19 protein-coding genes are annotated in these 19,823 nt (G+C 61.8%); 10 read left to right on the forward strand and 9 right to left on the reverse strand.

The genetic code is table 11. From position 1 onward, the window contains the following. Nucleotides 1-187 precede the first annotated feature (187 nt). The 4 genes from ACF8R3_RS16380 to trxA all read right to left on the reverse strand — a co-directional run bounded on the left by ACF8R3_RS16380 (nt 188) and on the right by trxA (nt 4,606). Nucleotides 188-1,156 (reverse strand): CDP-6-deoxy-delta-3,4-glucoseen reductase, encoded by a 969-nt coding sequence (locus ACF8R3_RS16380; RefSeq protein WP_058638194.1) that lies wholly within the window; start codon nt 1,154-1,156, stop codon nt 188-190. Further along, a complete protein-coding gene (ubiD, locus tag ACF8R3_RS16385) occupies nt 1,156-2,622 on the reverse strand; it encodes a 4-hydroxy-3-polyprenylbenzoate decarboxylase (protein WP_023532812.1) in 1,467 nt (488 codons plus the stop codon). Before ubiD ends, ACF8R3_RS16380 begins: the two co-directional genes overlap by 1 nt. A gap of 172 nt (nt 2,623-2,794) precedes the next feature. Further along, a complete protein-coding gene (gene rho, locus ACF8R3_RS16390; RefSeq protein ID WP_023532437.1) occupies nt 2,795-4,054 on the reverse strand; it encodes a transcription termination factor Rho in 1,260 nt (419 codons plus the stop codon). Nucleotides 4,055-4,279: 225 nt separating this feature from the next. After that, entirely contained in the window at nt 4,280-4,606 is a 327-nt protein-coding gene (trxA, locus tag ACF8R3_RS16395) for a thioredoxin TrxA (protein ID WP_058602819.1), read from the reverse strand. Nucleotides 4,607-4,862: 256 nt separating this feature from the next. Here trxA and ppx point away from each other — a divergent pair, with 256 nt between their 5' ends. After that, nucleotides 4,863-6,365 carry an exopolyphosphatase gene (ppx, locus tag ACF8R3_RS16400; protein WP_058638203.1) on the forward strand — a complete coding sequence of 501 codons (1,503 nt, stop codon included), beginning with the start codon at nt 4,863-4,865 and terminating at the stop codon, nt 6,363-6,365. On the opposite strand, the gene ppk1 is transcribed toward ppx, so the two are convergent. Beyond that, entirely contained in the window at nt 6,352-8,595 is a 2,244-nt protein-coding gene (ppk1, locus tag ACF8R3_RS16405; RefSeq protein ID WP_196141255.1) for a polyphosphate kinase 1, read from the reverse strand. The genes ppx and ppk1 overlap by 14 nt on opposite strands. Nucleotides 8,596-8,808: 213 nt before the next feature. Here ppk1 and ACF8R3_RS16410 point away from each other — a divergent pair, with 213 nt between their 5' ends. Both ACF8R3_RS16410 and elbB read left to right on the forward strand, forming a co-directional pair. Continuing rightward, the gene (locus tag ACF8R3_RS16410) at nt 8,809-9,393 is read left to right on the forward strand and encodes a DedA family protein (protein WP_023532679.1); all 585 of its coding nucleotides are present in this window, start codon (nt 8,809-8,811) and stop codon (nt 9,391-9,393) included. Nucleotides 9,394-9,494: 101 nt separating this feature from the next. Continuing rightward, nucleotides 9,495-10,154, forward strand: a complete 660-nt coding sequence (elbB, locus tag ACF8R3_RS16415; protein ID WP_392515896.1) for an isoprenoid biosynthesis glyoxalase ElbB — start codon at nt 9,495-9,497, stop codon at nt 10,152-10,154. Between the two features lie 54 nt (nt 10,155-10,208). On the opposite strand, the gene ACF8R3_RS16420 is transcribed toward elbB, so the two are convergent. Further along, nucleotides 10,209-10,661, reverse strand: coding sequence for a YaiI/YqxD family protein (locus ACF8R3_RS16420; RefSeq protein WP_392515897.1), 453 nt, complete (start codon nt 10,659-10,661; stop codon nt 10,209-10,211). 152 nt (nt 10,662-10,813) lie between these two features. On the opposite strand from ACF8R3_RS16420, the gene ACF8R3_RS16425 reads away from it, so the two are divergent. After that, nucleotides 10,814-13,669 carry a class I adenylate cyclase gene (locus ACF8R3_RS16425; protein ID WP_392515898.1) on the forward strand — a complete coding sequence of 952 codons (2,856 nt, stop codon included), beginning with the start codon at nt 10,814-10,816 and terminating at the stop codon, nt 13,667-13,669. Between the two features lie 32 nt (nt 13,670-13,701). Here ACF8R3_RS16425 and rnk read toward each other — a convergent pair whose 3' ends face one another. The 3 genes from rnk to cyaY form a co-directional block, all read right to left on the reverse strand. Further along, nucleotides 13,702-14,112, reverse strand: coding sequence for a nucleoside diphosphate kinase regulator (rnk, locus tag ACF8R3_RS16430; protein ID WP_058638197.1), 411 nt, complete (start codon nt 14,110-14,112; stop codon nt 13,702-13,704). Nucleotides 14,113-14,330: 218 nt separating this feature from the next. Then, a complete protein-coding gene (locus ACF8R3_RS16435; protein ID WP_058602813.1) occupies nt 14,331-14,552 on the reverse strand; it encodes a DUF1289 domain-containing protein in 222 nt (73 codons plus the stop codon). A gap of 1 nt (nt 14,553) precedes the next feature. Further along, nucleotides 14,554-14,886 carry an iron donor protein CyaY gene (gene cyaY / locus ACF8R3_RS16440; protein ID WP_023532439.1) on the reverse strand — a complete coding sequence of 111 codons (333 nt, stop codon included), beginning with the start codon at nt 14,884-14,886 and terminating at the stop codon, nt 14,554-14,556. 244 nt (nt 14,887-15,130) lie between these two features. Between cyaY and ACF8R3_RS16445 the strand changes: the two genes are divergently transcribed. Genes ACF8R3_RS16445 through ACF8R3_RS16470 form a run of 6 tightly spaced genes read left to right on the forward strand, consistent with a single transcriptional unit; the run spans nt 15,131 to nt 19,753 of the window. Next, nucleotides 15,131-15,346 carry a lipoprotein gene (locus ACF8R3_RS16445; RefSeq protein WP_058638864.1) on the forward strand — a complete coding sequence of 72 codons (216 nt, stop codon included), beginning with the start codon at nt 15,131-15,133 and terminating at the stop codon, nt 15,344-15,346. Between the two features lie 9 nt (nt 15,347-15,355). Continuing rightward, the gene (gene lysA, locus ACF8R3_RS16450; protein ID WP_392515899.1) at nt 15,356-16,603 is read left to right on the forward strand and encodes a diaminopimelate decarboxylase; all 1,248 of its coding nucleotides are present in this window, start codon (nt 15,356-15,358) and stop codon (nt 16,601-16,603) included. A 4-nt stretch (nt 16,604-16,607) separates the two neighbouring features. Beyond that, nucleotides 16,608-17,438 carry a diaminopimelate epimerase gene (dapF, locus tag ACF8R3_RS16455; RefSeq protein WP_058602810.1) on the forward strand — a complete coding sequence of 277 codons (831 nt, stop codon included), beginning with the start codon at nt 16,608-16,610 and terminating at the stop codon, nt 17,436-17,438. A gap of 13 nt (nt 17,439-17,451) precedes the next feature. Next, nucleotides 17,452-18,162, forward strand: a complete 711-nt coding sequence (locus tag ACF8R3_RS16460) for a DUF484 family protein (RefSeq protein WP_058638862.1) — start codon at nt 17,452-17,454, stop codon at nt 18,160-18,162. Continuing rightward, complete coding sequence (gene xerC, locus ACF8R3_RS16465; protein ID WP_058602808.1) at nt 18,162-19,058, forward strand: tyrosine recombinase XerC; 897 nt, start codon at nt 18,162-18,164, stop codon at nt 19,056-19,058. The genes ACF8R3_RS16460 and xerC overlap by 1 nt, the downstream gene beginning before the upstream one ends. Next, a complete protein-coding gene (locus ACF8R3_RS16470; RefSeq protein ID WP_058638861.1) occupies nt 19,058-19,753 on the forward strand; it encodes an HAD family hydrolase in 696 nt (231 codons plus the stop codon). The genes xerC and ACF8R3_RS16470 overlap by 1 nt, the downstream gene beginning before the upstream one ends. The last annotated feature ends 70 nt before the right edge of the window (nt 19,754-19,823 follow it).

Consider the following 19,823-nt stretch of genomic DNA (forward strand, 5'->3'; position numbering starts at 1 on the left):
GAACCCTCAGGCAAGTCATTCACGGCAGTCGCGCCAGGCGGTGTATAAGCTAAGTCAGGGCAAGGGGCTGAACAAGTGCATGCAGTGATTTTCACGTCAGGCGCCGACGACCGGCCGTGCAGCGCGTTACCTGCTTACGGGGTGGCGCGGGCAGCCACAGGGGCGCCACGCACCGCGATGGAATTCCTCAGCCGCGAGGCGCGTAGGCGAACACGTCCGCACGCATGCGGTGCGCATCCATGCCAGCGTCCACCAGTGCATCGAGCGTTGCGTAGATCATGTTCGGCGAGCCACTGGCGTACACATGAACGCTGTTGAGGTCGGGGATGTCCTCGCAAACCGCTTCGTGCAGCATCCCGCAACGGCCTTCCCAGCCGCACAGGTCGCTAACCACCTGGTGCAGGTACAGGTTGGGCAAACTCAGCCACTGATCCCAATGCTCGATCTGGTAGAAGTCTTCCGGGCGTCGTACGCCCCAGTACAAGTGAACAGGGTGCTTGAAGCCCTGAGCGCGGCAGTGCTCCACAAGGCTGTGCATCTGGCCCATGCCGGTACCGGCGGCGATCAGCACCAATGGCCCGTCCGGCAGTTCGGCCAGGTGGGTATCGCCAAAGGGCATTTCGATGCGAGCCAGGCGATCGCGCTGCAATTGCTCGATCAACTGCACGGCACTGGGCTCGCGCGCCAGTACATGCAATTCAAGCTCGCGTCCGGAATGGGGAGCGCAAGCCAGCGAAAAAGCGGCCGGCTTACCCGCTTCGCGTTCGATCATCAAATACTGCCCAGCATGGTAGCGCGGCGGCTTGCCCGCAGGGGCCAACAGCCGCACGCGCCAGACGTCGCCACCCACTTCACGGCATTCACTGACCGTGCAGGTCAGCTTGCGCACCGGCAGCTCGCCCAGGGCGAGCACGCCGTCCCACAGCAGGATGCAATCCTCGAGCGGCTCGGCGATGCAGGTGAACAATTCGCCATGGTCCCGGACTTCTCCGTTCTGGCGCACGCTGCCTTCGACCAGCAATGCAGCGCAGACATGGCAGTTGCCATTACGGCAGCTATTGGGGCAGTCATAACCCAGCCGACGCGCACCTTCCAGGATCCGTTCCCCGGGCTCTAGCGTCAGCACTGCTCCGGACGGCTGCAACGTTACCTGCATCAATCTATTCCCAACTGATCCCACAGCTCATCGATACGCCGGGTGACGGCTTCGTCCTTGACGATGACTCGCCCCCACTCGCGTGTAGTTTCGCCCGGCCACTTGTGCGTGGCATCCAGGCCCATTTTCGATCCCAGGCCCGACACCGGAGAGGCAAAATCCAGGTAGTCGATCGGCGTGTTGTCGATCATCACCGTATCACGCTTGGGGTCCATGCGTGTGGTGATGGCCCAGATCACGTCGTTCCAGTCGCGGGCGTTGATGTCGTCGTCGGTCACGATAACGAACTTGGTGTACATGAACTGTCGCAGGAACGACCACACACCCAGCATCACGCGCTTGGCATGCCCTGGGTACTGCTTCTTCATGGTCACCACCGCCATGCGGTAGGAGCACCCCTCCGGCGGCAGGTAGAAATCGACGATTTCCGGGAACTGCTTCTGCAGGATCGGCACGAACACTTCGTTCAGCGCCACCCCGAGAATGGCCGGCTCATCCGGCGGCCGGCCGGTGTAGGTGCTGTGATAGATCGGCTTTTGCCGATGGGTGATGCGCTCGACGGTGAACACCGGGAAACTGTCCACTTCGTTGTAGTACCCGGTATGGTCCCCATACGGGCCTTCAGGCGCCATCTCGCCCGGGTGAATGACCCCTTCGAGGATGATCTCGGCCGTGGCCGGCACCTGCAGATTGCTGCCGCGGCACTTGACCAGCTCGGTGCGATTACCCCGCAACAGGCCCGCGAAGGCGTATTCGGAAAGCGTATCGGGAACCGGGGTCACTGCACCCAGGATAGTGGCAGGGTCTGCCCCCAACGCCACGGCCACTGGGAACGGCTGGCCAGGGTTTTTTTCACACCACTCACGGTAGTCCAGGGCGCCACCACGGTGGCTGAGCCATCGCATGATCACTTTGTTGCGACCAATCACCTGCTGCCGGTAGATACCCAGGTTCTGGCGGTCCTTGTTCGGACCGCGCGTTACGGTCAGGCCCCAGGTGATCAGCGGTGCCACATCGCCCGGCCAGCAATGCTGGATCGGCAATGCGCCAAGGTCCACGTCCTCTCCTTCGAGCACCACTTCCTGGCAAACGGCGTCCTTGACCACCTTGGGCGCCATCGACACCACTTTCTTGAAGATCGGCAGCTTGGACCAGGCGTCCTTGAGCCCTTTGGGAGGCTCAGGCTCTTTGAGAAAAGCCAGCAGCTTGCCGATCTCGCGCAGCTCATCGACCGACTCGGCACCCATGCCCATGGCCACCCGTTCAGGCGTACCGAACAGGTTGCCCAGTACGGGAATGTCGAAGCCGGTCGGCTTTTCGAACAACAGCGCAGGGCCTTTGGCACGCAGGGTGCGATCGCAGACCTCGGTCATTTCCAGCACTGGGGAGATCGGGACCTGGATGCGCTTGAGCTCGCCGCGCTGTTCCAGGCCACGAATGAAGTCGCGCAAGTCGCGATACTGCATGCATGAGCCTCGTGTTGGCCGTATCGATCGGGGGTTCAGAGTGTAGCGCCGTTCAGCGTGCAATGGTCAAAACTGATCAGGGCCGCTTCGCGTCCCATCGCAGCCGGTCCGGGGCACCGGACCGACTGCGATGGGCTGCGAAGCGGCCCCGTTCGATTCAGACCTGAAACGCTTACTTGCGCTTCATCGACAGGAAGAACTCGTCGTTGGTCTTGGTCTGCTTGAGCTTGTCGACCAGGAACTCGATGGCAGCGATCTCGTCCATCGGGTGCAACAGCTTGCGCAGGATCCACATGCGTTGCAGTTCGTCGTCAGCGGTCAGCAGCTCTTCGCGGCGAGTACCCGAACGGTTGATGTTGATGGCGGGGAACACACGCTTTTCAGCGATACGACGGTCCAGGGGCAGCTCCATGTTACCGGTGCCCTTGAATTCCTCGTAGATCACCTCGTCCATCTTCGAACCGGTTTCGACCAGCGCGGTGGCGATGATGGTCAGCGAGCCGCCTTCCTCGATGTTACGGGCGGCCCCGAAGAAGCGCTTGGGCTTTTCCAGGGCGTGGGCGTCGACACCACCGGTCAGCACTTTGCCCGAGCTTGGAATGACCGTGTTGTAGGCGCGTGCCAAGCGGGTGATGGAGTCGAGCAGGATGACCACGTCCTTCTTGTGCTCGACCAGGCGCTTGGCCTTCTCGATGACCATTTCGGCCACTTGCACGTGACGGGTTGGCGGCTCGTCGAAGGTAGAGGCAACCACTTCGCCGCGTACGGTACGCTGCATCTCGGTCACTTCTTCCGGGCGCTCGTCGATCAGCAGAACGATCAGGTGGCACTCAGGGTTGTTACGGGTGATGTTGGCTGCGATGTTCTGCAGCATGATGGTCTTGCCCGCCTTGGGCGGGGCGACGATCAGGCCACGCTGGCCCTTGCCGATCGGGGCGCACAGGTCGATGACACGGCCGGTCAGGTCTTCGGTGGAGCCGTTGCCAGCCTCCATCTTCAGGCGCTTGTTGGGGAACAGCGGCGTCAGGTTTTCGAACAGGATCTTGTTCTTGGCGTTTTCCGGCCGGTCGAAGTTGATGGTATCGACCTTCAACAGGGCGAAGTAACGCTCCCCTTCCTTCGGCGGGCGGATCTTGCCAACGATGGTATCGCCGGTACGCAGGTTGAAGCGGCGGATCTGGCTAGGCGAAACGTAGATATCGTCAGGGCCGGCCAGGTAGGACGCATCAGCAGAACGCAGGAAACCGAAGCCATCCTGGAGAATCTCCAGCACGCCGTCACCCGAGATCTCTTCGCCGCTTTTCGCATGCTTTTTCAGCAGGGAGAAAATCACGTCCTGTTTGCGCGAACGGGCCATGTTCTCGATGCCCATTTGTTCGGCCATTTCCAAAAGATCGGTAATCGGCTTTTGCTTGAGTTCAGTCAGGTTCATAAGGGGAATGACGTAATCATGTAAGAAGGGAGAATTAAGCTTCTGGCTTAATGAAGCCGCGCCGCTAGATGGCGAAAGGATCGCGTACTGATTCGAATTGGGGATGCTTCGGCGACGGCATGTAGAGGGCACTGAAGAAGCAGTGCGAGGCCGAATGTAACACTTGCTTTTTTGTGCGTCTAGTGCTCTGGAAAAGAAAAGCCCCGCATTTGCGGGGCTTTTTCATCACAGGTGGGCGTCGAGAAACGCTGCCAGCTGCGATTTGGACAAGGCGCCGACCTTGGTGGCTTCGACGTTGCCGTTCTTGAACAGCATCAGCGTCGGGATACCACGCACGCCGTGCTTGGCTGGGGTTTCCTGGTTTTCGTCGATGTTCAGCTTGGCAACGACCAGCTTGCCTTCGTACGTAGTGGCGATGTCGTCCAGAACCGGAGCGATCATCTTGCACGGGCCGCACCATTCAGCCCAGTAGTCGACCAACACCGGGCCTTGAGCCTGAAGCACTTCGGCATCGAAGGTGGCGTCGGTGACGTGTTTGATTTTGTCGCTCATGGAAATCTCCAAGGTCGTAAGCACGGAAAACGTTGCCCATCATAGCCGCCCCCGCGGTCGACAGGAAGCCGCAGACGATTGAGTGTAACTATAGTTGTGCAAGAGCACTCGAATCGAAACTGTCACATCGCCGTCATCCAATCGAATGGCATATTGCCGTATATCAAGCTCACCGCGCAGGCCAGGTGCCACGCGTTGGCGACCAGCCTGCTATCGTGGCACGATTGCCAGGTTAATGACCGAGAACTTCCAGATCATGCCGCATACCACCGCGAAGAACCTGTCTCTGATAGCCGCCATCGACCTTGGCTCCAACAGCTTCCACATGGTCGTGGCCAAGGCCCACCACACCGAAATCCGCATTCTCGAGCGGCAGGGCGAGAAGGTACAGCTGGCCGCCGGCATCGATGAGGAGCGCAAGCTCAGTGAAGAAGCCATGGAGCGCGGTCTTGAATGTCTCAAGCGCTTCGCTCAGCTGATCAACGGCATGCCCGCAGGCTCGGTGCGCATCGTCGGCACAAACGCCTTGCGTGAAGCGCGCAACCGCAACATCTTCATCCAGCGTGCCGAAGCCATCCTTGGCCACCCGGTGGAAGTCATTTCAGGCCGCGAAGAGGCCCGCCTGATCTACCTGGGCGTTTCCCACACGCTGGCCGATACCCCAGGCAAGCGCCTGGTGGCGGACATCGGCGGCGGCAGCACCGAATTCATCATTGGCCAGCGCTTCGAGCCCCTGTTGCGCGAGAGCTTGCAGATGGGCTGCGTCAGCTTCACCCAGCGCTATTTCCGTGACGGCAAGATCACCCCGGCGCGCTATGCACAGGCGTATACGGCCGCCCGGCTTGAGCTGATGAGCATCGAGCATGCCCTGCACCGCCTGACCTGGGATGAAGCCATCGGCTCGTCCGGCACTATTCGTGCCATCGGCGCCGCCATTAGGTCCGCAGGCCTGGGCAATGGTGAGGTGAATGCCGACGGGCTGGCCTGGGTCAAGCGCAAGCTGTTCAAGCTGGGCGAAGTCGACAGGATCGACTTCGATGGGGTCAAGCCGGATCGGCGCACCATCTTCCCGGCGGGCCTGGCCATCCTCGAAGCGATCTTCGATGCCCTGGAGCTGCAGCGCATGGACCACTGCGACGGTGCGCTGCGTGAAGGTGTGCTGTTCGATCTGCTTGGACGGCATCATCATGAGGACGTACGCGAGCGTACCCTCAACTCGCTGATGGAGCGCTACCACGTCGACCAAGGCCAGGCCGCCAGGGTCGAGCGCAAGGCACTGCATGCCTTCGACCAGGTGGCCGAGGCATGGGACCTGCAGGACGGCAACTGGCGCGACCTGCTGGGTTGGGCAGCCAAGGTCCACGAGATCGGCCTGGACATTGCCCACTATCATTACCACAAGCACGGCGCGTACCTGATCGAGCACTCCGACCTGGCAGGCTTCTCGCGCGAGGATCAGCAGATGATGGCCTTGCTGGTGCGCGGCCACCGCCGCAACATTCCCAAGGACCGTTATGCCGAACTGGGGGATGAAGGGGTCAAGCTGCTGCGCCTGTGCGTGCTGCTGCGCTTCGCCATCCTGTTCCACCATATCCGGGGCACGCAGCAGATGCCCAAAGTCGAGCTCAAGGCGGCCGACAACCGCCTGGAAGTGGTATTCCCGGAAGGTTGGCTCGAACAGAACCAGCTGACCCAGGCCGACTTTGCCAACGAGGCGGAGTGGCTGGCCCGGGTCGGCTTTGTCCTCAGCGTACGTTGAGGACCGGGTTGCTCAGGCGCTCCAGTAGGGTCGCCTGGGCACTGCGCGGGTTCTGGTTACCCGTTGGACTGCTGCGCACATAGCGCCCGTCTGGCTGAAGGGTCCAGGCGTGGGTGTTGTCGGTCAGGTACGCCTCCAGTTCCTTCTTCACCCGCAACAGCAGCTTCTTGCCCTCGACCGGGAAGCAGGTCTCGACCCGCTTGTCGAGGTTGCGCTCCATCCAGTCGGCACTGGAGAGGTAGATCTGCTCTTCACCGCCATTGAGGAAATAGAACACACGGGTGTGTTCCAGGAAGCGGCCGATGATCGAGCGCACCTGGATGTTATGTGAAACCCCTGGAATCCCTGGACGCAGGCAGCACATGCCACGCACGATCAAGTCGATCTTCACCCCCGATTGACTGGCCTTGTACAAGGCCTTGATGACCTTCGCATCGGTCAGCGAGTTGAATTTGGCGATGATATGCGCCGGCTTGCCGTCCAAGGCGAACTGGGTTTCGCGGGCGATCATGTCCAGCATGCCCTTTTTCAAGGTGAACGGCGCATGCATCAGTTTCTTCATGCGCAGGGTCTTGCCCATGCCGATCAACTGGCTGAACAGCTTGCCGACGTCTTCGGTGAGCGCATCGTCGGAGGTGAGCAGGCTGTAGTCGGTGTACAAACGGGCGTTGCCAGCGTGGTAGTTGCCGGTCCCCAGGTGCGCATAGCGTACGATCTCGCCCTGCTCGCGGCGCAGGATCAACATCATCTTGGCGTGCGTCTTGAAACCGACCACGCCATAGATCACCACCGCGCCTGCCGCTTGCAGGCGGCTTGCCATCTGCAGGTTGGACTCCTCGTCAAAGCGTGCGCGCAGTTCGATCACTGCGGTGACTTCCTTGCCGTTGCGCGCTGCATCGACCAGCGCATCGACGATTTCCGAGTTGGCGCCGGAGCGGTACAGCGTCTGGCGTACGGCCAGGACGTGCGGGTCCTTGGCCGCCTGGCGCAACAAGTCGATGACCGGCGTGAACGACTCGAAGGGGTGCATGAGCAGGATGTCCTGCTTGCTGATCACGCTGAAAATATTGTCGGCGTTCTGCAGCAACTTCGGGATGGCCGGGGTGAACGGCACATATTGAAGCTCGGGATGGCTGTCCAGCCCGGTAATGCTGAACAACCGCGTCAGGTTGACCGGCCCGTTGACCTGGTACAGCTCGCTTTCGCTCAGGCTGAACTGCTTGAGCAGGTAGTCCGACAGGTGCTTGGGGCACGTATCGGCGACTTCCAGGCGCACGGCATCGCCATAGCGGCGCGAGAACAGCTCGCCACGAAGCGCCCGGGCCAGGTCGTCGACTTCCTCGGAATCCAACGCCAGGTCGGCGTTGCGGGTCAGGCGGAACTGGTAGCACCCCTTGACCTTCATGCCCTGGAACAGGTCGTCTGCGTGGGCATGGATCATCGACGAAAGGAAGACATAGTTCGCACCGGTGCCACCCACTTCCTCAGGCACGCGAATGACCCGTGGCAGCAGCCGCGGTGCCGGAATGATGGCCAGACCTGAATCGCGGCCGAAGGCATCGACGCCTTCGAGCTCGACGATGAAGTTCAGGCTCTTGTTCACCAGCAACGGGAATGGGTGGGTAGGGTCCAGGCCGATCGGGGTGATGATGGGCGCGATCTCGTCGCGGAAGTAGCGACGCACCCATGTCTTGAGCTTGGGTGTCCAGTGACGACGACGAATGAATCGAATCTGGTGTTTTTCCAGCTCTGGCAGCAATACATCGTTGAGAATCGCGTACTGGCGATCGACCTCGATATGCACCAGTTCGCTGATGCGCGTGAGGGCCTGGTGCGGCTGCAAGCCGTCGGCGCCGGCCTGCTCGCGGGCGAAATTGATCTGTTTCTTAAGCCCAGCCACACGAATCTCGAAGAACTCGTCCAGGTTGCTCGAGAAAATCAGCAAGAACTTCAGGCGTTCGAGCAGCGGGTAGCTTTCATCCAGCGCCTGCTCCAGTACCCGGATGTTGAACTGCAGTTGGGACAGTTCGCGATGAATGTACAGGCTGGTATCGTCCAGGCCGGGCACGGCGATGGGCGGTGCCGGGGCCGGCGTGGGCGTCGCTGGCTCCGCTGCAGGCTCTACAGCGACCTGGGACACGGGTGGCAGATCAGGCGGGGTCTGCACCAGCTCCTCTGGAAGCTCCTTGGCATCCTTGATCAAGACAGGGGGAAGCACTTCGTTATTCATCTGGCGGTCCTGAGGACGTTAACGCCCTATCATCAATTGAGCGGCAAGATAAGCGCCCATTATGACGCCTGTGTTACACGCCAGGGCAAGCCATGGCACACGGTTGCAGACATTGTGGTGGCGGGCACTGTTCACGTCGAGACACATTTGGACACTTTCCCGAACGCACGCGAAGGGGTAGGCTGCGCGTTCATTTCGCCAGCACCTCAGAAAATGCTCCAACAATTCCTGCAGGATTTCGGCTACTTTGCCCTTTTTCTAGGCACCTTCTTCGAAGGCGAGACCATTCTGGTCCTTGCAGGCTTTCTTGCGTTCCGCGATTACATGGACATCAAGCTGGTATGCCTGGTGGCATTCATGGGCAGCTATGCCGGTGATCAGCTGTGGTATTTCATGGGTCGTCGCCATGGGCGCAAGATTCTGGCGCGCAAGCCCCGCTGGCAGGCAATGGGCGACCGCGCCCTGGGCCACATCCGTCGCCATCCCGATATCTGGGTGCTCAGCTTCCGCTTCGTTTACGGGCTTCGCACGGTAATGCCGGTCGCAATCGGCCTTTCGGGCTATCCGCCGCGGCGCTACCTGCTGCTCAACGGCATCGGGGCCGCGATCTGGGCCATCGCCCTGGGTGCTGCGGCCTATCATTTCGGCGCAATCCTCGAAGGCCTGCTGGGCAATATCAAGCGCTACGAACTGTGGGTACTCGGTGCCTTGCTGGTGCTAGGCGTAGGCCTGTGGCTGCACCGGCGCTTTCGCACGCTGCGGGCAGAGCGCCGGGCTGCGCGCGAGTCCCAGGACTGAACACCTGCACCGCGGCACACTCCAACAGACATGGACCATCCCGCACTGCGCCGCGCTGCCAGCCTGACGGGTATCAAGCGCTTCGACCTGGAGTAATGAGCATGACAAAAAAAGTGGCGGTGATTCTTTCTGGCTGTGGCGTTTATGACGGTGCAGAAATTCACGAAAGTGTGATCACCCTGCTGCGCCTGGACCAACGCGGCGCGCAGGTGCAGTGCTTTGCACCGAACATCGCGCAGATGCATGTCATCGACCACCTGACCGGCAACGAGATGCCCGAGTCGCGCAACGTGCTGGTGGAATCTGCCCGTATTGCGCGTGGCGATGTGAAAGACATCCGTGAGGCGCGCGTCGAGGACTTCGACGCGTTGATCGTTCCGGGCGGCTTTGGCGCAGCCAAGAACCTCTCGGACTTTGCCGTAAAAGGCGCAGACTGCACCGTCAATCCGGCTGTCCTGGCGTTGGCCGAGGCGTTCGCCGCTGCCTGCAAGCCAGTTGGCCTGATCTGTATCTCGCCTGCACTGGCTGCCAAGATCTATGGCCCTGGCGTGGTCTGCACCATCGGTAACGACGCCGATACCGCTGAGGCCGTCGTCAAGATGGGCGGCACCCACGAAGAATGCGACGTGCACGACATCGTCGAGGACCCGCAGCGCAAACTGGTGACCACTCCCGCCTACATGTCGGCAAAGACCATCAGCGAAGCCGCTAGCGGGATCTACAAGCTGGTTGATCGCGTGCTGGAGCTGACCCACGAGTAAGCTCCGCTTGCCCGGCTGGAGCGCCTGACCGGGTGGTTGACGCTCTACTGGATATCAACGCACCGATAGCCGAGTGATAATCCGGTCCAGCGCATTGGCAAACGCCTGTTTTTCGCGATCCCCATAGGGCCCCTGCCCGCCGCCCGACTGGCCCTGTTCACGCAGTTCGGTGAACAGGTTGCGCGTAGCCAGGCGCTCGCCCATGTTGCGCTCGTCGAACTCGCGCCCGCGCGGGTCCAGCGCCGCTACGCCTTTCTTCACTAGCCGGTCGGCCAGCGGCACGTCGCTGCAGACGACCAACTCACCCGGCATGGCATGCTCGACGAGATAATCGTCGGCCGCATCCATGCCACTGGGTACCACGATCAGTTGCACGATGCCGAATGCTGGCTTGGCCACCGCCTGACCCGCGACCATGACCACTTCGAACTTGCGCTTGAGGGCGAACTTGACGATCAGGTCCCTGGCGGCCTTCGGACACGCGTCGGCATCGATCCAAACACGCATGATTTACCTCACGTTGTCATTGAGCCAGCCATGATGCACTACCCCACAGGTTGCAGGAACTCGCGCAAATGGCCTCAGTACTCAATGAGCCTGCGTGGGCCGTATCGTTCAGGCTACACTCGCCCCAGCTTCAGCGGACTGATGAGCGCAAAATGAATTGTCCCGACGAGATCCAACTGGACCTGGACAACGGGATCGACCGTAAGCTGCTGGCCACCTTGCGCGGGCGCTACCTACAGATCAACGCAGGCCGCCTGCAGCGGGCAATGGCCGGTTTGTCCCCCCGCCAGCAGCAGGTGCTGACCGCGCTGCCAGTGCTGTTCCATGTGAACCATCCGTTATTGCCCGGCTATGTTTCGTCGATGACGCCGGCAGGGATCTGCGACTTCGAGCCAAGCGGCGACCAGGTATTCGAAGCCCAGCGCCTGGCACGTGCTTTCAGCTACAAAGCCCGCGACAACACCTCTGCACGGTCCATCGACGGGCTGTTTCTAATCGGCAGCCTGGGCACGCTTGCCCAGGCTGAGGACAGCGACATCGATGTGTGGGTATGCCATACCAGCGACCTGGAGCACGAAGCGTTGGAGTCACTGCAGCGTAAATGCCAGTTGCTGGAGACCTGGGCCGCGAGCCAGGGCGCCGATACGCATTTCTTCCTGATTGACACCCAGGCGTTCGCTCAAGGCCAGCGCACAGGCCAACTCGGCACCGACGATTGCGGCACCACGCAGCATTATCTTCTGCTGGACGAGTTCTACCGCACGGCCCTCTGGTTGGCAGGACGGACGCCGCTGTGGTGGTTGGTGCCGCCCGATCAGGAGTTCGCTTACCCGGCCTACGCCCAGGCCCTGCTGGCAAAGCGTTTCGTACGCCCTGGGGAAGCGCTCGATCTGGGCCACCTGGCGCAGATCCCAGGCCACGAATTCATTGGCGCCGGGCTTTGGCAGCTGTTCAAAGGTATCGATGCCCCTCACAAGTCCTTGCTCAAGTTGCTGCTGGCCGAAGCTTATGCCAGCGAATACCCCACCGTGCGGTGCCTGAGCCTTGACTACAAGCAAGCGGTGTTCGCCAATCAGCTCGACCTTGACCGTCTCGATCCTTACGTCATGGTCTACCGACGGATCGAGCGCTACCTGATACAGCGCGGTGAGCTGGCTCGGTTGGAACTGGTGCGGCGCAGCCTGTACCTGAAAGTGAACGGCAAGCTCAGCGAACAGGGGCGCGCCGAGGGCTGGCAACGCCGCCTGCTGCGCAGCCTGACCGACGCATGGGGATGGGGAGGCGCGCAGCTGGCCATGCTCGATGGTCGCCCTGGCTGGGGGGTGCACCAGGTTACCCTGGAGCGCCGCGAACGGGTGGCCGAGCTCAGCCGCAGCTACCGGTTTCTGGTGCAGTTCGCACGCGCTCACGACGCGACAAGTCGCGCTGACCTGCGCGAGCTCAGCCTGTTGGGGCGGCGTCTGCAAGCGGCATTCGAACGCCGTGCAGACAAGGTGGAAATCCTCCAGGGCGACCGTGCTTGCGACCTGGCCGAACAAACCGTGACGTTGGCCCAATCACCCAGCCGCAGAGCGCCAGGCAGCCACCCCTGGGCACTCTACAGCGGTAACCTGCATGGCCATGAGATGGAACTCGCCAACCCGATCAAGCGCTGCTGGCACCTTGTGGAACTGTTGGTCTGGGCCCATTGCAATGGCGTGATAGACAGCCACACACGACTGGCGCTTCATCCGGGCATCAGCGATCTGAAAGAGCCTGAATTGCAGGGCCTGCTCGCGAGCCTGCAGCAGCTCATCGTGTTGCCGCTGCTGGCCGTCAGCGAGGTGAAGCTATTGCAGCCAAGCGCTGCCGACGATGTGCTGCTGCTGATCAACGTGGGCATCGACCCACTGCCCCACCACCGTGAACTGGATATCCTGCTGACCACCGAACGTACCGACTCGCTCAGCTACGGTGGCCTGCGGGAAAACCTGGTATTGACGGTGGACCAGGTCACGGTCAACTCCTGGAACGAAGTGCTGGTACACCGCTACGACGGCGAGCACGCGCTGATGCGATGCCTGCGCGACTTCATCAACCTGCCGAAACAGGCAAGCGGCTGGCCCAACGTGCGGGCGCACTGCTTTGCCCAGCACCGGGCGCAGGCCATCAGTCAGCGTGTCGCCGAGCTCTTCCAGACCGCGCGGCAGTTGCACGCACAGGAGGCCCCTGGCCGTTACCTGGTGCAAGTGGCGCACCAGGTTCATGTGCTGGAGTGGCTTGGGGGCAAGGTCGTCCTCACAAGCCTGGACGATCATGATGCGCTACTCGCGTTCCTGGGCCAGGCGCGCAGCACCTACAGCCCTGTGTATCTGGATGCCAATGCCCTGGCGGACACCGATGTGGGCCTTGTGCTCGAGCAAGCCCGCCGCGACTGCGTTCAGGTCTTCTATCGACTATTCGACAACTGGGCCGAGCTCTACGTGCTGGATGAATGCAACGCCTTGTGGCACGAGCGCGTGCCGTTGCAGGACGAACCTCATCTTCTGCTGCCGCTGCAACGCTTTCTGGCATCGGTCTTGCGACGACGCGAGGCGCAGTTGCCTTATGGTGCAAGGCAAGCAGCACGCCTGGGCATCGTGTACGCGCAGCTGCTCGGGTCTGGATCAGGCAGGGCACGGGGCCTGGAGCAGCGGGCGGCACCGGATGCGGGGAACGCGCAGCCCTACTACGACGTCCAGGCCATGCTTCACGCCGACGCCGACGGTGCCACGCACGTGACCTTGTTCTGCGAAGAGCAGGAGTTCTCCGAGCTCGACCATGGGCCGAGCCTGTATGGCGTGGTGGCCCGGGAAATCATCGCCCAACGGCGAAATGCGGGCCAGTATCGGTGCTACATCACCGACCTGGATGTTTCCGGGTTGCCCGATGGCCACCAGGCCACGACGCAGGTCTACCTGAACTACAAGCGGACGCTTGAGCAGGCCTTGAATGAGGGGCTACGGCAGGTGCTGGCGAGCCAGGCTTAGGCACTGGGCGCGCCAGCGGTGCGTTGCAAGCACTAAAGGTCGAAATCGCCCGCCGCTTCCGGCTGGTACTCGACTTCCAGCAACTCCAGCTTGAGGGTCTTGCCCCCTGGCGCCGGCCAGTCGATCTGCTCACCCACCGACAACCCGAGCAAGGCACAGCCGATGGGCGCCAGGACCGAGACCTTGCCGTCTGGCCCGGCATCCTTGGGGTAGACCAAGGTCAGGTGGTAGTCCTTGCCACTGGCTTGCTCGCGGCAATGCACGCGCGAATTCATGGTCACCACACCTGCCGGTACCTCATCATGACCTACCACCTGCTCGGCACGGTCGAGCTCGCCGCTGAGCGCGAGCACGCCAGGGGTACTTTCGTCGAGGCTATCGAGCAGACGCTCCAGACGTTGTACATCCAAACGGGTGAGGATAAGGGAAGGCTTGGTGCTCATGATCCAGTCAGACTCCTTTGAACAGGCAGTTTTTCGATGCACAGATAAAGCGAAACCCCGCCCTGAGCGCGTAGTGCTGTTCACTTGAGATTGTTGGGGCTGCTGTGCAGCCCTAAGTGACCAGCATTACGCCCAAAGGCGGGGTTTTCGAATGCTTTGGCGTCATCGACGCAAGCCCCGACACTACCACAGCGGGGCAAATACTCAAGCCCTTGCTATCAGTGTGCCTTACGGTCGCGAAGCGCAGTGGCCTCGCGGCAGATCTGCCGACGGCGCTCGTCATCGGCAGAGCGCCATTCGCGGATATGTTCCACATGCCGATGACAGCCGGTGCACACGCGCTGCTCGTCAAGGCGGCAGATGCTGATGCACGGCGATGGCACCGCTGGGCTGACGTTGCTGTAAAGCGGCTTGGGGGGCCGAACGGGTGCATTGCTCATGTCAGATGTCGTCGAAATCCAGCTTTTCGCCGGCTCGCTCCCACACGATGCGCTCAAGCATTTCACCTAGCAGCTCTTCGCTCTTCTCGCACACCCACTTGCCGCTCTCTTCGTCATAGTCAAAGTGGAAGCCGCCTGACCGATCGGCCAGCCACAGCTGGCGCAAAGGCTCCTGGCGGCTGAAGATCAGCTGGGCTCCACCTTCGAACTTGACGGTAAGCACCCCAGCGGAGTTCTCCATGTCCAGGTCCAGCCCGCTTTCGTCGAACAGGTCTTCCAGCGCCTGCTGGGTAGCGTCGACCAGATCATGGAAACGCGCTTCACTCAAACTCATTGCAGGAACCTCGAAATTGGCGGCGTGACAGGCAAGCCGGGCACGATACGGGCGCTGGCCGATGAATGCAAAGGTTTAGCCAGGGTCCTTGCAGGCCACTTCGCTCGCAATGCAGCCCTGACGGCAAACAGGTGCAGGTCGGCACCAAGAATAGCCTGCCCGGCGGGCCGGTACTTGCATAGGCAAGCCGCCGGTCGCTCGGTATACTCGGGCTCAATACTGCATTTTTCTAAGGATTTCATCCATGAAGCGCCTGATTTCCTCCCTCGCGGCGCTGGTCGCTGTTGCCTGCCTCGTTTCTGCATGCGGCCAGAAAGGCCCGCTGTACCTGCCCGATGACGGCAAGGACCGCAAAGACGCCCACTCGGCGCACCAGCACCAGACCAAAGCCAAGTCAGCACAGACCGAGGAGCAGCAAGACACGCTGCAGTCCGAGCCTGAGCAGTCGCCTGAGCAATAAGGGAATCGGATGAACGTCTTCAATTACCGCGACGGTGAACTGTTCGCGGAAGGGGTGTCCCTGTCGGCGATCGCCGAGCGGCACGGTACCCCCACCTACGTGTATTCGCGCGCCCACATCGAGGCCCAGTACCGCAGCTACACCGATGCCTTGCAAGGGTGTGAACACCTGGTCTGCTTCGCCGTCAAAGCCAACTCGAACCTGGGCGTGCTCAATGTACTGGCGCGCATGGGTGCAGGCTTCGACATCGTTTCAGGTGGCGAACTCGAGCGCGTGTTGGCTGCTGGCGGGCGCGCCGACCGCGTGGTGTTTTCCGGCGTGGGCAAAACCCGCGAAGACATGCGTCGTGCGCTTGAAGTGGGCGTGCATTGCTTCAACGTCGAGTCCACCGACGAGCTGGAGCGCTTGCAGCAGGTGGCCGCCGAAATGGGCAAGGTCGCGCCCGTCTCGCTGCGGGTCAACCCGGACGTGGATGCAGGTACCCACCCGTACATTTCCACCGGGCTCAAGGAAAACAAGTTCGGCATCGCCATCGCCGATGCAGAGGCCATCTACGTGCGGGCCGCTCAGTTGCCCAACCTGGACGTAGTCGGGGTCGATTGCCATATCGGTTCGCAGCTGACCACCGTGGAGCCCTTCCTCGATGCGCTGGACCGCTTGCTGGTACTGGTCGACCGCCTCGCAGAGTGCGGCATCCACTTGCGCCACCTGGACCTGGGTGGCGGGATCGGCGTGCGCTACCGCGACGAAGAACCACCGCTGGTAGCCGATTACATCCAGGCTATTCGCACGCGCCTGGGCGATCGGGACCTGGCACTGGTGTTCGAGCCGGGGCGCTATATCGTGGCCAACGCTGGCGTGCTGCTGACCCGTGTGGAGTACCTCAAGCACACCGAACACAAGGACTTCGCCATCATCGATGCGGCCATGAACGACTTGATCCGCCCAGCCCTGTACCAGGCCTGGATGGGCATCTGTGCAGTCAAGCCGCGTGAGGGCGAAGGTCGTCCGTATGACCTGGTCGGTCCGATCTGCGAAACCGGCGATTTCCTGGGCAAGGACCGAGTCCTGAACCTTGCCGAAGGTGACCTGCTGGCCGTTCAGTCAGCAGGCGCCTATGGTTTCGTGATGAGCTCCAACTACAACACGCGTGGCCGTTGCGCGGAAATACTGGTCGACGGCGACCAGGCTTTCGAAGTACGCCGCCGCGAAACCATCGCCGAATTGTACGCTGGCGAAAGCCTGCTGCCGGAGTAAGCCCATGCTGCTGCGTTTTACCAAGATGCATGGGCTGGGCAACGACTTCATGGTCCTGGACCTGGTAAGCCAGCATGCCCACATCCAGCCCAAGCACGCCAAGCAGTGGGGCGATCGCCACACGGGCATCGGCTTTGACCAGTTGCTGATCGTCGAGGCGCCAAACAACCCGGAAGTCGATTTCCGCTACCGTATCTTCAATGCCGACGGCTCCGAAGTTGAACAGTGTGGCAATGGTGCACGCTGCTTTGCGCGGTTCGTGCTCGACAAGCGCCTGACCGCCAAGAAGCGCATACGTGTGGAAACCAAGGGCGGCATCATCGTGCTGGACGTGCAGAACGACGGCCAGGTCAGTGTCGACATGGGCCCGCCACGCTTCGTCCCTGCCGACATCCCGTTCGTCGCCGACGCGCAGTCGGTGAGCTACCCGCTGGAGGTGGACGGTAAGGTGCATTCGATTGCAGCGGTGTCCATGGGCAACCCTCACGCCGTACTGCGCGTGGACGATGTGGTCAGTGCCCCTGTGCATCAGCTGGGGCCGAAGATCGAAAACCACCCGCGCTTCCCCCAGCGCGTCAATGCCGGCTTCCTGCAGGTCATTGACCGCCACCGCGCCAACTTGCGCGTGTGGGAGCGCGGTGCTGGGGAAACCCAGGCGTGTGGTACCGGGGCCTGTGCAGCTGCCGTGGCTGCCATCAGCCAGGGCTGGATGGACTCGCCCGTCTCCCTTGACCTGCCGGGCGGGCGCTTGCATATCGAGTGGGCCGGGCCAGGCAAGCCGGTGGTGATGACCGGCCCAGCCGTACGCGTCTACGAAGGACAGGTTCGATTTTAAGCGAGTAACCGTCATGACCGATCACCCCAAGGATATACCCCAGCAAGCCGCTGAGCTCGATGCCGAAGCGGTGGTCGCTTACCTGCGTGCTCATCCGACCTTCTTCACCGAGCATGATGAGCTGCTGGTCGAGCAGCACATTCCACACCAGCGCGGTGACAGTGTTTCCCTGGTCGAGCGCCAGCTCAAGTTGCTGCGCGACCGCAACATCGAGATGCGCCACCGCCTTTCGCAGTTGATGGACGTGGCCCGTGACAACGATCGGTTGTTCGACAAGACCAGACGCCTGATCCTGGACTTGCTCGACGCCACCACGTTGGAAGACGTGGTGATGGTCGTCGAAGACAGCCTGCGTCAGGAGTTCCAGGTGCCTTTCGTCAGCCTGATCCTGTTTGGCGACAACGTGGCGCCCGTGGGGCGCTGGGTCAGCAACGCCGAAGCCCAGCAAGCGATCGGCCCGCTGCTCGGTAGCGGCAAGACCGTCAGCGGCAGCCTGCGTGACCACGAGCTGGCGTTTCTGTTCGGTGAGGAGCAACGCCGCGACGTAGGCTCCAGCGCAGTGGCGACCCTGGAGCACCAGGGGCTGCATGGTGTGCTGGCCATTGGTAGCCGCGACCCGCAGCATTACAAGAGCAGTGTCGGCACGCTGTTCCTGAGCTATATCGCCGAGGTGCTGGGCCGTGTGGTCCCCCGCGTCAGCCAAAGCCTGCGCCCGGTGCGCTGATGGAGCGCCAGCTGGAGGCTTACTGCGCACACCTGCGCAATGAGCGCCAGGTTTCCGAGCACACGCTTGTGGGCTACCGTCGGGACCTGGAGAAGGTCATGGCCTACTGCAGCGAGCAGGCTATCGGGGGCTGGCAAGCCTTGCAGATTCAGCACCTGCGCCAGTTGATTGCGCGCCAGCATCACCAGGGCCAGTCTTCGCGCAGTCTGTCCAGGCTGCTATCGGCGGTGCGAGGACTGTACCGTTACCTCAACCGCGAAAAGATCTGCCAGCACGATCCTGCCAATGGCCTGAGCGCTCCCAAGGGGGAGCGTCGATTGCCTAAAGTGCTCGACACCGACCGTGCCTTGCAACTGCTCGATGGCGGCGTGGACGATGATTTCATTGCCCTGCGCGATCAAGCCATCCTCGAATTGTTCTACTCCTCAGGCCTGCGCCTTTCGGAGCTGACCAACCTTGATCTCGACCATGTCGACCTGGCCGGTGGCCTGGTACAGGTGCTGGGCAAAGGCGGCAAAGCCCGCGTGCTGCCGGTAGGGCGCAAGGCGCGGGAGGCGCTGCAGGCGTGGTACCGCGTGCGTGGCGCCGGCAACCCCAGGGATCGCGCCGTATTCATCACTCGGCAAGGCAATCGCATCAGCCCACGCGCCGTGCAACAGCGGGTCAGGGTGGCCGGAGAACGCGAGCTGGGCCAGCATTTGCATCCGCACATGCTTCGCCATTCCTTCGCCAGCCACGTGCTGGAATCGTCCCAGGACTTGCGCGCTGTACAGGAAATGCTCGGACACGCCGACATCGGCACGACGCAAATCTATACGCACCTGGATTTCCAGCACCTGGCAACGGTGTACGACAGCGCCCATCCCAGGGCCAAACGCAGCAAAGGCACCGACTGATGAACATCAAGCTGATCACCTTCGACCTCGACGATACTCTGTGGGACACAGCGCCGGTCATTGCCAGTGCCGAGGTTGTGCTGCGCGACTGGCTTCAAGCCAATGCCCCGTTGCTGGGCGACGTGCCTGTCGAACATCTGTTCGCCATCCGTGAACGGATCGTCCTGGCAGAACCCGAGCTCAAGCACCGCATAAGCGCCTTACGCCGCCGCGTGCTGACCTGCGCCCTCGAAGATGTCGGCTACGGCCAGACGCAGGCGCAACAATTGGCCGAACAGGGGTTCGAGGTGTTCTTGCAGGCCAGGCACAAGGTCGAGATTTTCCCGGAAGTCCAGCCGATGCTGGAATTGCTGAGCCAGCATTACGCCCTGGGCGTCATCACCAATGGCAATGCCGATGTCAGCCGGCTGGGGCTGGCCGACTATTTCCGCTTCGCCTTGTGCGCGGAGGACCTGGGTATCGGCAAGCCCGACCCTGCCCCGTTTGAAGAGGCCCTGCGGCGCAGCGGCGTGCCTGCCAGCGAAGCGGTGCACGTCGGCGATCATCCTCGCGATGACATTGCCGGTGCTCAGCGCGCCGGGCTGCGCGCTGTCTGGTTCAACCCCCAGGCCAAGGCATGGGTCGGTGAACAAGCGCCCGATGCCGAAATTCAGCGCCTGTCGCACCTGCACGAGGTGCTTGCTCGCTGGCAATGACCTCGCCGACAGCACCTCGCCGCGCAAACCAGGCATAAAAAAACCCGCAGCGACGGCGGGTTTTTCGAGG

It is taken from the genome of Pseudomonas sp. FYR_7, assembly GCF_043106155.1.
In the GTDB taxonomy this organism is placed as follows: Bacteria; Pseudomonadota; Gammaproteobacteria; order Pseudomonadales; family Pseudomonadaceae; genus Aquipseudomonas; species Aquipseudomonas parafulva_B.

Bases quoted from the DNA above. Each gene is read 5' to 3' on its own strand.
- ACF8R3_RS16380 (WP_058638194.1), bottom strand. From the start codon at position 1,156: ATGCAGGTAACGTTGCAGCCGTCCGGAGCAGTGCTGACGCTAGAGCCC.
- ubiD (WP_023532812.1), bottom strand. From the start codon at position 2,622: ATGCAGTATCGCGACTTGCGCGACTTCATTCGTGGCCTGGAACAGCGC.
- rho (WP_023532437.1), bottom strand. From the start codon at position 4,054: ATGAACCTGACTGAACTCAAGCAAAAGCCGATTACCGATCTTTTGGAA.
- trxA (WP_058602819.1), bottom strand. From the start codon at position 4,606: ATGAGCGACAAAATCAAACACGTCACCGACGCCACCTTCGATGCCGAA.
- ppx (WP_058638203.1), top strand. From the start codon at position 4,863: ATGCCGCATACCACCGCGAAGAACCTGTCTCTGATAGCCGCCATCGAC.
- ppk1 (WP_196141255.1), bottom strand. From the start codon at position 8,595: ATGAATAACGAAGTGCTTCCCCCTGTCTTGATCAAGGATGCCAAGGAG.
- ACF8R3_RS16410 (WP_023532679.1), top strand. From the start codon at position 8,809: ATGCTCCAACAATTCCTGCAGGATTTCGGCTACTTTGCCCTTTTTCTA.
- elbB (WP_392515896.1), top strand. From the start codon at position 9,495: ATGACAAAAAAAGTGGCGGTGATTCTTTCTGGCTGTGGCGTTTATGAC.
- ACF8R3_RS16420 (WP_392515897.1), bottom strand. From the start codon at position 10,661: ATGCGTGTTTGGATCGATGCCGACGCGTGTCCGAAGGCCGCCAGGGAC.
- ACF8R3_RS16425 (WP_392515898.1), top strand. From the start codon at position 10,814: ATGAATTGTCCCGACGAGATCCAACTGGACCTGGACAACGGGATCGAC.
- rnk (WP_058638197.1), bottom strand. From the start codon at position 14,112: ATGAGCACCAAGCCTTCCCTTATCCTCACCCGTTTGGATGTACAACGT.
- ACF8R3_RS16435 (WP_058602813.1), bottom strand. From the start codon at position 14,552: ATGAGCAATGCACCCGTTCGGCCCCCCAAGCCGCTTTACAGCAACGTC.
- cyaY (WP_023532439.1), bottom strand. From the start codon at position 14,886: ATGAGTTTGAGTGAAGCGCGTTTCCATGATCTGGTCGACGCTACCCAG.
- ACF8R3_RS16445 (WP_058638864.1), top strand. From the start codon at position 15,131: ATGAAGCGCCTGATTTCCTCCCTCGCGGCGCTGGTCGCTGTTGCCTGC.
- lysA (WP_392515899.1), top strand. From the start codon at position 15,356: ATGAACGTCTTCAATTACCGCGACGGTGAACTGTTCGCGGAAGGGGTG.
- dapF (WP_058602810.1), top strand. From the start codon at position 16,608: ATGCTGCTGCGTTTTACCAAGATGCATGGGCTGGGCAACGACTTCATG.
- ACF8R3_RS16460 (WP_058638862.1), top strand. From the start codon at position 17,452: ATGACCGATCACCCCAAGGATATACCCCAGCAAGCCGCTGAGCTCGAT.
- xerC (WP_058602808.1), top strand. From the start codon at position 18,162: ATGGAGCGCCAGCTGGAGGCTTACTGCGCACACCTGCGCAATGAGCGC.
- ACF8R3_RS16470 (WP_058638861.1), top strand. From the start codon at position 19,058: ATGAACATCAAGCTGATCACCTTCGACCTCGACGATACTCTGTGGGAC.